The 14,369-nt window shown below is 45.2% G+C and carries 14 protein-coding genes; 5 read left to right on the top strand and 9 right to left on the bottom strand.

From position 1 onward, the window contains the following. Window position 1 precedes the first annotated feature (1 nt). The 5 genes from MARME_RS18275 to MARME_RS22910 all read left to right on the top strand — a co-directional run bounded on the left by MARME_RS18275 (window position 2) and on the right by MARME_RS22910 (window position 3,780). A complete protein-coding gene (locus MARME_RS18275) occupies window positions 2-820 on the top strand; it encodes a CoA-transferase subunit beta (RefSeq protein ID WP_013662749.1) in 819 nt (272 codons plus the stop codon). Between the two features lie 8 nt (window positions 821-828). After that, the gene (gene pcaF, locus MARME_RS18280; protein ID WP_013662750.1) at window positions 829-2,040 is read left to right on the top strand and encodes a 3-oxoadipyl-CoA thiolase; all 1,212 of its coding nucleotides are present in this window, start codon (window positions 829-831) and stop codon (window positions 2,038-2,040) included. Next, the gene (locus MARME_RS18285) at window positions 2,040-2,822 is read left to right on the top strand and encodes an alpha/beta fold hydrolase (RefSeq protein ID WP_013662751.1); all 783 of its coding nucleotides are present in this window, start codon (window positions 2,040-2,042) and stop codon (window positions 2,820-2,822) included. Before pcaF ends, MARME_RS18285 begins: the two co-directional genes overlap by 1 nt. Window positions 2,823-3,050: 228 nt before the next feature. Then, window positions 3,051-3,542 carry a DUF6597 domain-containing transcriptional factor gene (locus MARME_RS18290; RefSeq protein WP_148231051.1) on the top strand — a complete coding sequence of 164 codons (492 nt, stop codon included), beginning with the start codon at window positions 3,051-3,053 and terminating at the stop codon, window positions 3,540-3,542. A gap of 13 nt (window positions 3,543-3,555) precedes the next feature. Further along, window positions 3,556-3,780, top strand: coding sequence for a helix-turn-helix domain-containing protein (locus tag MARME_RS22910; RefSeq protein ID WP_083799810.1), 225 nt, complete (start codon window positions 3,556-3,558; stop codon window positions 3,778-3,780). A 22-nt stretch (window positions 3,781-3,802) separates the two neighbouring features. Here MARME_RS22910 and MARME_RS21615 read toward each other — a convergent pair whose 3' ends face one another. The 9 genes from MARME_RS21615 to MARME_RS18335 all read right to left on the bottom strand — a co-directional run bounded on the left by MARME_RS21615 (window position 3,803) and on the right by MARME_RS18335 (window position 14,244). Beyond that, window positions 3,803-5,035 (bottom strand): response regulator, encoded by a 1,233-nt coding sequence (locus tag MARME_RS21615; protein WP_013662752.1) that lies wholly within the window; start codon window positions 5,033-5,035, stop codon window positions 3,803-3,805. 135 nt (window positions 5,036-5,170) lie between these two features. After that, a complete protein-coding gene (locus MARME_RS21620) occupies window positions 5,171-5,743 on the bottom strand; it encodes an Lcl C-terminal domain-containing protein (protein WP_013662753.1) in 573 nt (190 codons plus the stop codon). Beyond that, window positions 5,736-6,998, bottom strand: coding sequence for an Lcl C-terminal domain-containing protein (locus MARME_RS21625; protein WP_013662754.1), 1,263 nt, complete (start codon window positions 6,996-6,998; stop codon window positions 5,736-5,738). Before MARME_RS21625 ends, MARME_RS21620 begins: the two co-directional genes overlap by 8 nt. 171 nt (window positions 6,999-7,169) lie before the next feature. Continuing rightward, complete coding sequence (gene greA, locus MARME_RS18310; protein WP_013662755.1) at window positions 7,170-7,646, bottom strand: transcription elongation factor GreA; 477 nt, start codon at window positions 7,644-7,646, stop codon at window positions 7,170-7,172. After that, on the bottom strand, window positions 7,646-10,861 hold the full coding sequence (carB, locus tag MARME_RS18315) for a carbamoyl-phosphate synthase large subunit (RefSeq protein ID WP_013662756.1): 3,216 nt from the start codon (window positions 10,859-10,861) through the stop codon (window positions 7,646-7,648). The genes greA and carB overlap by 1 nt, the downstream gene beginning before the upstream one ends. 17 nt (window positions 10,862-10,878) lie before the next feature. After that, a complete protein-coding gene (carA, locus tag MARME_RS18320) occupies window positions 10,879-12,009 on the bottom strand; it encodes a glutamine-hydrolyzing carbamoyl-phosphate synthase small subunit (RefSeq protein WP_013662757.1) in 1,131 nt (376 codons plus the stop codon). 274 nt (window positions 12,010-12,283) lie between these two features. Continuing rightward, complete coding sequence (locus MARME_RS18325; RefSeq protein WP_013662758.1) at window positions 12,284-12,835, bottom strand: DJ-1 family glyoxalase III; 552 nt, start codon at window positions 12,833-12,835, stop codon at window positions 12,284-12,286. A gap of 37 nt (window positions 12,836-12,872) precedes the next feature. Then, entirely contained in the window at window positions 12,873-13,334 is a 462-nt protein-coding gene (locus tag MARME_RS18330; RefSeq protein WP_013662759.1) for a GNAT family N-acetyltransferase, read from the bottom strand. A gap of 4 nt (window positions 13,335-13,338) precedes the next feature. Continuing rightward, the gene (locus MARME_RS18335) at window positions 13,339-14,244 is read right to left on the bottom strand and encodes a hypothetical protein (RefSeq protein ID WP_148231052.1); all 906 of its coding nucleotides are present in this window, start codon (window positions 14,242-14,244) and stop codon (window positions 13,339-13,341) included. Window positions 14,245-14,369 lie beyond the last annotated feature (125 nt).

The following is a 14,369-nucleotide window of genomic DNA, read 5'->3' on the forward strand; positions in this document are numbered from 1 at the left end:
TATGACAGTTTCAGGAACGACTCAATACACCCCTTCAGAAATGATGACGGTTACGGCTGCCCGAGCATTAACAAGCGACATGACCTGCTTCGTTGGCATTGGTCTACCAAGCGAAGCGGCAAACGTAGCTCGCATGACACATGCACCGGATGTAACGCTTATTTATGAATCCGGTACGGTACAAACGAAACCGGATATACTGCCTCTTTCTATTGGCGACGGTGAACTGTGTGAATCAGCACTAACGACCGTTTCCGTTCCTGAAATGTTCCGCTACTGGCTACAAGGCGGGCACATTGACGTCGGTTTCCTAGGCACTGCACAGATAGATCGCTTCGCAAACTTGAACACAACCGTCATTGCCGCGAATCATCCAGAAAGCGGTAAACAAGGAGCGCATAGCTACGCGAACCCTAAAGTACGTCTACCTGGTGGCGGCGGTGCTCCTGAGATTTCAACCAATGCAAAAGAAGTGTTCATCACCGTAAAACACTCAAAGCGCACCTTTGTCGAACAAGTCGATTTCGTCACGACCATTGGTTTTGGACGAGACGGTAAGGGTCGAGACAACGCTCCTAATATTGGCAAAGGTCCAACGGTCGTCATTACGGATTTGTGTATTTTAAAACCTGACGCGAATACCAAAGAGTTAGTTGTAACTAGCCTTCACCCAGGTGTAACCCGAGAACAAGTTATCGAAGCTACCGGATGGGAAATTAAGTTTGCGGAAAACTTAGAAAGCACACCAGCACCTTCGGAAAAAGAGTTGATCATTCTAAGAGAACTAAAAGAACGTACAGCAAAAGCGCATAGCGCTTAGGAGTCTCCATGAGTTCAGTATACATATGTCATCCTAAACGCTCTGCAATCGGTCGCTATGGTGGTGCGCTTGCCCCTGTCCGTCCTGATGATCTTTTGGCCCAAGTGATTAAAGCTGTGCTAGCGGACGCATCAAAACTTGACCCATCTATGATTGACGACGCTATTTTTGGTTGTGCGAATCAATCTGGTGAAGACAATCGCAATGTTGGTCGCATGGCCACGCTGTTATCTGGCATGCCAAACAGTGTTTCTGCAACCACCATTAATCGACTGTGTGGTTCCGGTATGGATGCAGTAGGCGCTGCCTTTAGAGCGATTAAAGCAGACGAGGCGGATTTAATTCTAGCGGGTGGTGTTGAGTCTATGTCTCGCGCTCCTTTCGTTGTAGGCAAACCATCACAGGCGTTTGATCGCCAGCAAAAGATGGAAGATACGACAATGGGCTGGCGTTTTATAAACCCTGAATTGCAGCGTTTATATGGTACTGAAACCATGCCAGAGACCGCTGAAAATGTCGCCGAGCGCTATGAAATCTCTCGCCAAGAGCAAGATGCATTTGCATTGGAATCTCAACAAAAAGCCAGTTGTGCTCAGCAGTCGGGTCGATTTGCCGAAGAGATCACACCGATTGTCATTACGCTAAAACGAGGCGAACCGATCGTTGTTGACCAAGACGAACACATTCGTCCGTCAACGACACTAGAAGGTCTAACAAAACTCAAGGCACCGTTTCGTCAAAATGGTACAGTGACCGCAGGCAATGCCTCTGGGATAAACGACGGTGCTGCCGCAATGCTCATCGCCAATGAGAATGCGATAAAAAGCAATCAACTCGAGCCCTTAGCAAAAATTGTAGGCATGGCAACCGCCGGTGTTGAACCTACTGTGATGGGTATCGGCCCCGTTCCTGCCGTAAAAAAATTGCTTAAACGAACAGGTGTTAAGCTCGAAGACATCGATGTGATTGAGTTGAATGAAGCATTCGCAGCGCAAGGTCTAGCTTGTATGAAGGAACTAGGCCTTTCTCCTGATGACCCGCGCATTAATCCAAATGGCGGCGCCATTGCACTTGGTCACCCTCTCGGCATGTCGGGTGCTAGGCTGTTACAATCAGCTGGACTACAACTTAAAAACACCAACGGACGTTACGCACTGTGCACTATGTGTATCGGTGTTGGTCAAGGCATAGCAATGCTTATCGAGCGGAGTGATATTTAATGAATACATTGTTTTTCTCTATTGAAGGGAATGCCAAAAATCCTGCAATTGTATTAGGTCACCCTCTAGGGATGAACCTGAAAGCATGGGACTCTATCATGCCATACTTGGTTGAACAGTTCCGTGTAATACGATGGGATCTACCTGGTCACGGCTTAAGTCCTGCGATAGAAAAAAGCGTCGAGTCACTTCAAGTAAACGACCTTATTGACCCGCTTTTAGCGGAATGTGACGCACTAGGAATAGATCGTTTCCATTATGTTGGGACCTCAATCGGCGGCATGATTGGTCAACAATTAGTTGCCCACCATAGTAAACGACTACTGAGCGCGACACTGACGAATACTGGCGCCAAAATCGGAACAAGCGAAGCTTGGCTGACACGTCAAAAAACCGTATCAGAAACAGGTCTCCCTGAACTTGCAAGCACCTTTGTAGCGCGTTGGTTTAGTGATGAAAGCGTACGCTCAAATCCCGAAATTAAAACTCATTGGGAAGGCCAGCTTTCACTAGTTGACGATCACAGCTATGGTTTATTATGTGCATGGTTAGGTGAAATGGATATGTCTTCGGCATTAAGCTCATCCAAACAAGGCACGCCCATTCAGCTAATCGGCGGCACTCAAGATGTTGCCACCACACCGGAGTTAATGCACACCCTATCAATGCTGTTGGGTGTTCAAGGCGTTTCTTTGTTAGAAGGCATTGGCCATGTGCCTTCTGTCGAATGCCCTAAAGAGTTAAGCGCTGACATATTAAAATTTGTCCGTCAGAACTCTTAGGCGTTTCCGTAGAAAGAGTGTGTAACGTTTTCAGTTACGCTCTCTTTCTACGGACCTAACCTAGAATTAACCCAAAATAAGAAAGATGTCGGGCGCTCTTTGGCCATGCCATCAATAGGTTATATTTATGAGTGATCACGCACTTTCAAGTCGTCTTGTACATTCTAAGCAACCTTGGTTTGTACTAAGCTCCTCAGACACATTTTTATACGCCCGTCTCAAAACCCATTGGTCTCACACTGCTACAGTTTCAAAGTACGACCAGATTACCAAGACAGCTTTGCCATTCCGGATGGCTGTATCGATCTGTTTTTCGACTGTAGTGAAGACAAGGTTAAAGCGTTGGTTTGTGGTACGACACTAGACGCTCAAGACGCCCTATTCGAACCGAATCACAGATATTTCGGTGTGCGTTTTGCCGCTGGCGTCATTCCTCATAACATTGATATCGCATCGGGGGAGTTAATCAATCAACAACTTGATCTGCTTGATGCAATACCCAAAATGGCGACACTGGCTGAGAAGCTGTCGACAGAAACTATCTTTGTTAATCAAGCTAATTTGGTCGAGATCTTCTTTCTTGATGAAAAAGTACAGGCTGATGATTCAATCACCCACCACGCTGCACTCTATATCCGCCAAAAAAGTGGCAATATTCGGCTGCCAGAGTCGGAATCTCTAACAGAGGGTTTCAAGTCGTACTCTACAACGAAAATTTAAGCAAGATTTTGGCATTACCCCCAAGGCATTTTGTCGCATCATCCGCTTTCAATCCGCTTTATTCACAATAAACGATAGCAGTCACACTCGTTTCTCGGATTTAGCCTATATGTTAGGTTTTAGTGATCAACCTCACCTACTTCGCGAATTCAAAAGCCTGTTAAGTACGACCCCGTGCCAGTATCAAAGTCATGTAAGCCAAGATGATTACCAGCGTCGCATTCGCAATGTCTCTTAATCACCATAGCCCTCTTAGAAAGCTATTCCCGACAAGCTATGTTGGTAATAGCAGTCAACATACGATTACACGCTTCTGTGGCTGCACTCAGCTGTTGCTTCTGATCCTCCGTTAATTCTGTCGCAGCTAAGGCGCTTAGAGGCGACAGAACTGTTTCCCTCATAAAAGCGACCATTTCCTCATTTATACGTACTTGTGCTCCTGAAAGTGCGTCATCTTGTGTCGCTTTCTCTTTAGAAGGCGGCACCTCACATACAATCACGATTAGCCCGTTATCCAAACACTTAAAACTCAAGTTTAGATCCAGAGCCTTACTCATGCCTTGGAGTAACTCATGAAATTGTAGGCTCCCAATAAAATCAGATAAGCTCTCACCTACTTGGATGCGTAACGAGCTGTCCAACAAGCCTCGCATTGCCTGACTACAGCGAATAATTTTCCCATTCCTATTTACAACGATGTAAGCGCCTTCGATCGCCTTCAAACTCTGTTTTAGTTCATCGTTGCGGGAGGTATTCATCTCAATAACATCAAGGCCATATATGAGCTTATCACCATATCGTTTGACACATAATGAGACTGGAAAAAAGGTATCTTGAGAGGTTTGCGCAATTCGCGTTTGTGCAGGAACCTCCCAGTCTTCTTGCAAATTAGCTTTGTCTTCTATCGATGCAAGGTGCTGCTGATATGAACGATCTGCTAGAAGAGACTGAATCGGTTTGCCTACCAGTTCGTCTGCGGTGTACCCTAGCGAACCAGCCAGGGTTTCATTGACGGAAAGGATCTCATGCTCAAGGGTAGACTCTATCTGCATCGAAGAAGAGGTTAACGGGCTAACGTCAGAAGACTCAATACTGTCGACGCTCTCATCAGACTCTTGATCACCCTCAAGCTTACCCGCTAAAGACTGGTTAATCTGATCAATTAACTCTTCGTTGTTCCAAGGTTTTACCAAGTATTTATGCACGACCCCAGACTTTAAAGACTCCATCACACTTTCGAAATCCGAATGCCCACTCAAAATCATGCGAATGGAGTCAGGCTGCATTTTTTCCGCTTTTTCAAGAAAATCTGTGCCAGATAGGCCAGGCATCATATAATCAGAAAGAATAAGATCGATGGGGGTTTCTTTTAAAACGGCCAAGCCATTTTCGCCGCCTTGAGCTGTTATGACATTATATTCCTGTTTGCGCAGAACACGCTTTAATGCCATCAAAATCTGATTTTCATCATCAACGAGCAAAACATTTCTCATTACAACTACCTTCTAAAGTTCTTCATCCTTGAAATCCAGTATAGTCGGTATCCGCAATTCAGCATAAACTCAAATCGTAAATGCCCCTGCTATCTAATTGTTATTCCATTGCAATCTCAGTTTAAGCATAACGAACTACTGAGCATTTCTAACCAAGCGATAACTGCCTACTAAGGAAGCAGAATCCGTTTCTACTGATCCGACACTAAAAGGTACGATTGCCCCATCATCGAAGTCGACCCCCAGAACCCATGTTGCTCCAGCTTCTCGATACGGACGGGGAGTATTTGAAAACTGAAGCCGAATATCGTCTTCCGCTGTACCATCGTCTTCGTATGGAAACACATCTTCGTTGAGTGCGAGCCCATTGCACTGCTCCTCAACGATCGATCTAAGCTCTTTTATATTGGGCATCCGCCAATCGGTAAAACCTGCAAAGCCTGATCCACTGTTTATTGAAGCAATGTTTTGCAAAGCCGTTACATAGGTAGCCTGAATCGCATCCCCCGTCTTGCAATCGGTCCCTGAATAACCTTCTAAGCACCTTTTCCACATTAAGCCCGTTGTTTTATCAATCACCACTTCATCACTGGCACTTACTTCAAAGTTACTCGTGGGGGTTGTTTCAGCTATTGCCGCTCGGCAAGACGCCGATACATTTCCAACCGTTATAAAACCGATCATCATCACTATTATTTTTCTAATCATCAGACGCATCCCTCACTAACATAACGCCTAAGAGCGAACCTTTTGTACTGGAATCGATCGTTCCAGAGGCTTTACCCGCTTGACCTGTAAGGCCGCTACCACGAAAGAAAATCCCCCACGCTTGATCTCCTTTGTTTGTATCCACATCGAAATAATGGCTGCCCGTCCAATATTTCCTAACGGATGTAGAATTTGGACGAGGGAAAAAATCTTCATCAATCACGTCCGCCGCACCAGATGTACCAAATGTATCGTAGAAAATTAAGCTCAATAACTCATTTGTCTTCGGTAATCGCCAGTCAGAAAAACCGCACAAAGTGGCAGCGTTGACGCGAGCTACATAGGCACTGGTATTACAAGACAATGCCGTATCGCAGGTACTAGGAGAGGTGCTGTGCGTTTCCGTTCCGGCATCAGCACTGGAACCAGCAAGCGACGGTTCATACCATGTGAACGTATCATCCATATCATGCAAGCCTTCATCGCCAATAACGCCGTTACCTCCTTGTTTTAGTTCCCACATCAACCCCGTGACATTATCGCTAACGCAACTCCAACTTGTGGCAGTCGCCGCTAAGGAAGTACCATCACTGCTTACTTTGGTAAAACTAAAACCAAGGTCACCATCAAGATCATCAGACGAAGTGACATCTCTGCCAAAGGCGCAATCTTGTTGGCTCGATACAAGATTCCCCGAGCCACAGTTACTTTGATGCGTTTCAGTGGTTAACGCACGACTCACCCCTGTATCATTCAGCTCAACTACATTCGATAAGTCTGCCGTTATTGTTGTCGGTGTGGCTGATATTTCAGCGCTTGCCGCAGTCTCTTCTGAACTATCTTCTGCCGTGACGACAATAAAATACGTTGTTGAATTAGCTAAGCCGGTAATCGAACTGGATGCACCTGTAATATCATTAATCAACGTTCCACCCGCAAGCGTTGCATAGTTGCTAATGTCAGAAAGCGAGGCAAAGCTTTCTGTTGCATGATACAAGTTATAGCTCGTGGCAGCAGAGACTTCGTTCCAAGTCACATTGATCGTTTGACTCGATACCGTCGCAGCCAAACCTGTGGGTACAGTAAGCGAATCAGTGGTAGTAGAGCCGCCATTATTGCTAGTGCTATCTCCACTACTATCACTGCTGGATGTACCGCTTCCTGCCGAATTATCACCTTCCGCTGGCTCAGGTGAACCACACGCCGTTAACAGCGCGAGGCACATCAAAATCGCATTGATTCTTCTGAGCGTCATATTGAATGAACCGTTTAGACTATAAAATGAATGTATTTTTCCGAGTAATTCCCTTTATATCGGTTACATAACTATAATCTTAATTAAAATAGTTAACATAAAAAAACGCCAGCTTGTTTTACCAAACTGGCGTTTTCTAAAGAAAACTCTTTATATCACCTATACGAGTGATTAAATGTACTCTACCTTTTCAATTTCGTAGACCACTTCACCACTTGGCACATTGATGGATATTTCATCTTCTTCATGTTTACCAATGATCGCTTTAGCAATTGGAGAAGCATAAGAAATTTTCTTCTGTTTCACATCTGCTTCGTCATCGCCTACGATTTGATACGTCACCGTTTCTTCAGTATCTACATTATACAATGTAACCGTCGCACCGAAGATGACCTTCCCTGTGTGAGGCATTGATTTGATATCAATCACCTGAGAGTCCGCAAGCTTACCTTCGATCTCTTTAATTCGACCTTCCGTAAAGCCCTGCTCTTCGCGAGCTGCGTGGTATTCCGCATTCTCTTTCAAATCGCCGTGTTCACGCGCTTCCGCGATGTCCGCGATAACACGCGGACGAACAACAGATTTAAGGTGATTAAGCTCTTCGCGTAAACGCGATTCGCCTTCTAGCGTCATTGGTACTTTTTTCATTATTTCCCCAAGTGCAAATCTTGCAGTCTTCTTACTTTTGTCTCTTCGTCCAAGCTAATCGCTAGGCTTGTTGCTTCTGCGCCAGCCAATGTTGTAGTGTAACAAACCTTACGCTGCAATGCTGTACGACGAATCACAGAAGAATCTGAGATAGCTTGAGTACCCGATGTTGTGTTCACTATGTAGTCGATTTCGCCGTTTTTCAGCATGTCTACAATATGTGGACGACCTTCGGTGACTTTATTCACTTTAACAACCTCAACATCACTGTCAGCCAAGTATTTAGCCGTGCCACCAGTTGCAACAATTTCGAAGCCGTTTTCAATTAAGCGCTTAGCGACATCAACTGCGCCAGCTTTATCTTGATCACGAACAGAAATGAAAGCACGACCAGACGTTGGTAGCAATGTACCACCACCCAATACCGCTTTACCAAAGGCTTCAGCGAAGGTATCACCAACACCCATCACTTCACCCGTTGATTTCATTTCAGGCCCAAGAATAGGGTCAACACCTTGGAACTTGTTGAACGGGAATACCGCTTCTTTAACACTGTAGTAAGAAGGAATAACTTCTTCAGTATAGCCGATTTCCTCTAACGTCTTACCCGCCATCACAAGCGCTGCAATTTGCGCTAAAGAACGACCGATACATTTAGAGACAAACGGTACAGTACGTGACGCACGAGGATTCACCTCAATAACAAAGATCTCACCGTCTTGTACTGCAAGCTGAGTATTCATCAGACCGATAACACCCAACTCCAGTGCCATACTCTTAATCATCGAGCGAATTTCGTCTTGAATATCCGCTGGCAAAGAGTATGGAGGCAATGAACAAGCCGAGTCACCAGAGTGAACACCTGCCTGTTCAATATGCTGCATAATACCACCGATAACAACTTGCTTACCGTCAGATACACAGTCAATATCCACTTCAATAGCGGCTTTTAGGAAGTGATCCAATAAGACAGGGCTGTCATTAGAGACTTTAACCGCAGTGGTCATATAACGGCTTAGTTCCGCTTCGTTATAAACGATTTCCATTGCTCGGCCACCCAATACATAAGATGGGCGTACAACTAATGGGTATCCAATTTCAGCGGCTTTAACAATCGCTTGTTCAGTGCTGCGAACCGTTGCATTGTTAGGCTGCTTATAGCCTAGACGCTGAATCATGCTTTGGAAGCGCTCACGGTCTTCCGCTCGGTCAATTGCTTCTGGTGTTGTACCAATAATTGGCACACCTTCATTTTGCAATGCGCGTGCAATTTTCAGTGGTGTTTGACCACCAAATTGAACAATCACGCCTTTCGGTTTTTCTGTACGCACAATTTCAAGTACGTCTTCAAGCGTCACAGGCTCAAAGTACAGACGATCAGAGGTATCGTAGTCTGTAGAAACGGTCTCAGGGTTACAGTTAACCATGATTGTTTCAAAACCATCTTCACGTAGACCTAATGCAGCGTGTACGCAGCAGTAATCAAACTCGATGCCCTGGCCGATACGGTTCGGACCGCCACCTAAGATAATAACTTTGTCTTTATCTGTTGGCGCGGCTTCACATTCATCTTCATACGTTGAGTACATGTAAGCAGTGTTCGTTGCGAATTCCGCAGCACAAGTATCAACACGCTTATAAACAGGGTGAACGTTGACCAGATTACGACGCTCTCTCAATGATTTTTCAGTCACACTTAGCAAATCAGCAAGGCGAGCATCGGAGAAGCCTTTACGCTTCAAGCGACGTACATAATCGTAATCAAGATCCGCCAAACCTTTATCCGAAAGGTTCGCTTCTTCTTTAATCAAATCTTCAATTTGAACAAGGAACCAAGGATCCACACCCGTTACCTGATAAACGTCTTCTACGCTCATATTTTGACGGAATGCGTCGCCAATATACCAAATACGATCCGCGCCCGGTGACTTCAGTTCACCAAGAAGCTTCTCTTTCGAATCTTCTTTCGTAAAATCTAATTGAGGATTGAATCCATCGGAACCTGTTTCTAGGCCACGTAAGGCTTTTTGTACAGATTCTTGGAAAGTACGACCAATGGCCATCACCTCACCCACGGACTTCATTTGAGTCGTTAGGCGGTCATTCGCCGTTGGGAATTTTTCAAAGGTGAAGCGAGGAATTTTAGTAACAACATAATCGATCGACGGCTCGAAGCTCGCAGGTGTCAAACCACCTGTGATGTCATTCTGAAGCTCATCCAACGTATAACCGATTGCCAGCTTCGCCGCAATTTTTGCAATTGGGAAGCCTGTCGCTTTAGAAGCCAATGCAGAAGAACGTGATACACGAGGGTTCATTTCGATCACAACCAAGCGCCCAGTTTTAGGATCCATACCAAACTGAACGTTAGAGCCACCTGTTTCTACACCAATTTCACGCAATACAGCCAAAGAAGCGTTACGCATGATCTGATATTCTTTATCAGTCAGCGTTTGCGCAGGAGCAACGGTGATTGAGTCACCAGTATGAACACCCATTGCATCGAAGTTTTCAATGGCACAAACGATAATACAGTTATCATTTTTGTCACGAACCACTTCCATTTCGTATTCTTTCCAGCCAATCAATGATTCATCGATTAACAACTCATTAGTTGGCGACAAATCCAAACCACGAGTACAAATTTCTTCGAACTCTTCCATGTTGTAAGCGATACCGCCACCCGTACCACCCATTGTAAAGGAAGGACGAATAATACATGGGAAGTTGACTTCACTTTGAACTTTAAGCGCTTCTTCCATGTTATGAGCAATACCAGCACGAGGACACTCAAGGCCAATCGCTTTCATCGCTTCGTCGAAACGATGACGGTCTTCTGCTTTATCGATTGCGTCGGCAGTTGCACCGATCATTTCAACATCGAACTTCTCAAGAACACCATGACGCTCTAGGTCCAAGGCACAGTTAAGTGCAGTCTGACCGCCCATTGTTGGCAATACCGCATCAGGACGTTCTTTCTCGATGATTTTTTCGACTGTTTTCCATTCAATCGGCTCGATGTAAGTCGCATCCGCCATTGAAGGGTCAGTCATGATAGTTGCAGGGTTCGAGTTAACCAAAATAACTCGGAAGCCTTCTTCACGAAGGGCTTTACAGGCTTGAGCACCTGAGTAGTCAAATTCACAGGCCTGACCGATAACAATCGGGCCAGCACCAAGGATTAAGACGCTTTTTATATCAGTACGCTTTGGCATAATCTCTTTGTTCCCGTTCAGGCTTTAGTAGCTTTGATGTTTTCAATAAATTGATCAAACAAAGGCGCAACGTCATGTGGGCCTGGGCTCGCTTCAGGGTGTCCCTGAAAACTAAAGGCTTTCTTATCCGTTCGCGCGATTCCTTGAAGAGAACCATCAAACAAGGATTTATGAGTCGCTTCTAAGTTGGCAGGTAAACTGTCTTCGTCAACAGCAAAACCGTGGTTTTGGCTGGTAATCATAACGATACCTTTAGCGATATCCTGAACAGGATGGTTTGCTCCATGGTGACCAAACTTCATTTTCTTAGTTTGTGCACCTGACGCCAACGCAAGCAGTTGGTGACCTAGACAAATACCAAATACCGGAATTTCTGTCTCTAGAATCTCTTTAATCGCCGTGATTGCGTAGTCACATGGCTCTGGGTCACCAGGACCATTCGATAAGAAAATACCGTCAGGATTCAACGCTAACACATCGCTTGCAGGAGTCTGAGCTGGCACTACGGTCAAACGACAGCCTCGCTCAACCAACATACGCAAGATATTACGTTTTACACCAAAGTCATAAGCCACTACATGGAAATCAGATTTTTCAGGCGTTGTATGCCCATCAACTAAATCCCAAGTAGATTCTGTCCACTCGTATTGTTCTTTTACGGTCACTTCCTTTGCTAAATCCATGCCTTTCAGACCTGGAAATGCACGAGCGGCCGCTACAGCATCTTCTTCGTTTAGGTCATCGCCAGCCATGATGCAACCTGCTTGCGCGCCTTTCTCACGAAGAATTCGAGTGAGTTTACGTGTATCAATATCAGCGATGCCCACTACCCCTTTTCGCTTAAGGTAATCAGACAGCGTTTCTTCTTGACGCCAGCTGCTCGCCAACAATGGAAGATCACGAATGATAAGGCCCGAACACCATACTTGGCTCGACTCTTCGTCTTCAGAGTTTACGCCAGTATTACCAATATGAGGGTAGGTCAAAGTGACCATTTGTCGAGCATAGGAAGGGTCAGTAAGAATTTCTTGATAACCGGTCATTGAGGTGTTGAATACCACCTCTGCGGTCGAGGAGCCATCTGCCCCGATTGAGACGCCTCTAAATATAGTGCCGTCTTCCAGAGCAAGAATCGCTGATGTTGCCAAAGGAACCTCCCGTTAGAGCCAACTTGTGGTTGCAAAAAATGGTTGCAAAAAAGCGAGACAAACCATTGGTTTATCTCGCTTTTAAAATACGCTACTTTACTGCTTCTGAATCAACTGCCGATAAGCAGGGGACCGCAGTAAAAAATCTGTACAATTTTACTCTTTTACACTTTTTTCGTCCATAGAAAATCCCGGAAAAACAGCAAAGATCACGCCTTTTTTAGTGTATTTTTCCTAACCTTTTAGTCAGTATTATCTGAAACACCAAGAACGGCTAACAAAGCAGCCCATCTGCCACTTCCTGTGCTTTCTCATAGCCCTCAAGATTCGCCAGCACCGCCAACGAAAATGCCATCGCCATCGCAGGTCCCTGTGCCGTAATGATATTATCATCCATCACCACAGGTTGATCAGGCAGATACTCTGCGCCTTTAAGATTCGACTCAAAACCGGGATAACAGGTTGCCTGTTTATCCACAACAAAACCATGCGTACCAAAAACCAACGCCGGTGATGCACAGATTGCGGCTAATAATGCATCTTGAATATCGTGCTTCTCAAGCAAGTCGACTAAGGTTTTACTATCGCGTAAGTGCTCCGCTCCCGGCATACCGCCAGATAATACAATGGCATCATAGAGAGTGTCGGTCACATCGTCGATTAAAACATCCGCTTCGATTTTCGTTCCACGAGCAGCCACAATCGATTTTGAATCATGAACACTCGCAAGATGAACCTCGATATCCCCTCTTCGGAGCACATCTATAATCGTAATTACCTCTATATCCTCACTACCATTGGCAATGGGCACCAGCACCTTAGACATACATTCTCCTGACTATAAAAGGTTTCTCGTTGTATTTTCATTTTAAAAACAAACTCATAAGACACGCCGCTTCCTTACCAGAGTCATTGGTATAATAGTTTTTACGACGCCCAACTTCTTCAAAGCCCATTTTTTTATAAAGCCTAATGGCCCCGTTATTCGATTCTCTCACTTCCAATTGAAGTTCGTCGTGTTGATGCTCAAGCGCCCACTGCTTCCAAACCAATAACAATGACTCAGCATAACCTTTACGCCTTTCGGCTTTATCCACTAATACCAACTCTAGTTCAGACTGCCCACAAATACTGGATGCCACCAACCATGCTACGACCTTACCGTCATCGCTGTCGTTAGATGTACTCTCTAACACCCACGACACTCTATTTAAAATAGATTCTTTGATTAAACGATCGGACCATGGGAAAGGGTTTGACATACAATTTAATGCGGTAATCTTATCAATATCGATAAGCTCTGTCGTACGAAGAATAGGGGTCATAGCGCTACCCTTTAAAAGCGGCTTGCATAACTTGCCAAGCCTCTTTTCGAAGCTCGGGTATTTTAAGCATTTGAGGCAAGCTTTCCACTTCGGCGATACGCAGTAGAGATGAGTCAACGTCTACGCTCGATGCTTTTATCATTTTTTGGGCGTTCACGCCTGCGACAATCAGTCGACCAGAGGCACTTTTTACTGGAGCAGTACCTGACGAGCCACCCCCTTTATCGACCTCAAAAAGCGTACTCAGAAATGACTCAAATGCACCAATTTGCCAATCTTGGCGAGTAGCAAAGTAAGGATTTCTCAACTGATCAGGCCATGAGAACCCACTCGATCGCCACTCGGTAATTTCTCGTTTCAAAAGTGCTTTACCTAGGTTCAACGCAAGCTTATCTAGCGCCCCTTGCTCACTAAACGAGAAAGGCACATCTGTCAGAATAAATAGATCTGAGGCTAACCAATACCCCGTCATGACAACGCGAGCTGGCAAACCTGTCACAACCTCTTTTGGCGCTTCGATTTGCACTGATTTTTCTTCAATCGGCTGCAAATCCTCAACAATCAGCTCAGGGCCAGATGCCAACTCATTCTTTAAGTTCAATACAGATGAAGAGATCGGTTCGGAGTGACCATTGGTTGCTGAGCCTAATACCACGCTTTTTGGCTTACGTTCCGGCACGCCGGACTGAAACTCAACTTGAGTATGATTCGCTTGCGAAGCAGCGTGTTCAGGCTCTATGCCAGTTTGGATACTCCAAGGCAATGCGGGGCGATACACCGTTCCTTGATTGGCTGAATGGCTAGTCAACCACACTGTCGAACCCATTAAAGAAAGGCACTCTACTTGATAGGCATGGTAAGGCGCCATTTCTTGGCTCGCTGACGAGGTACTATCGGACAATGTTTGCACTCGAATGTCTCAAAGACAATGACGTTAAAGCCTGCATTATAGCGCTTTCGTTAACGCTCTAAAATCCCTTTCAGGTGATTTTAAAAAGCACTACTGAATAAAAAACAAACAGCGATGAGTTTTTC

It is taken from the genome of Marinomonas mediterranea MMB-1, from assembly GCF_000192865.1.
Lineage (GTDB): Bacteria > Pseudomonadota > Gammaproteobacteria > Pseudomonadales > Marinomonadaceae > Marinomonas > Marinomonas mediterranea.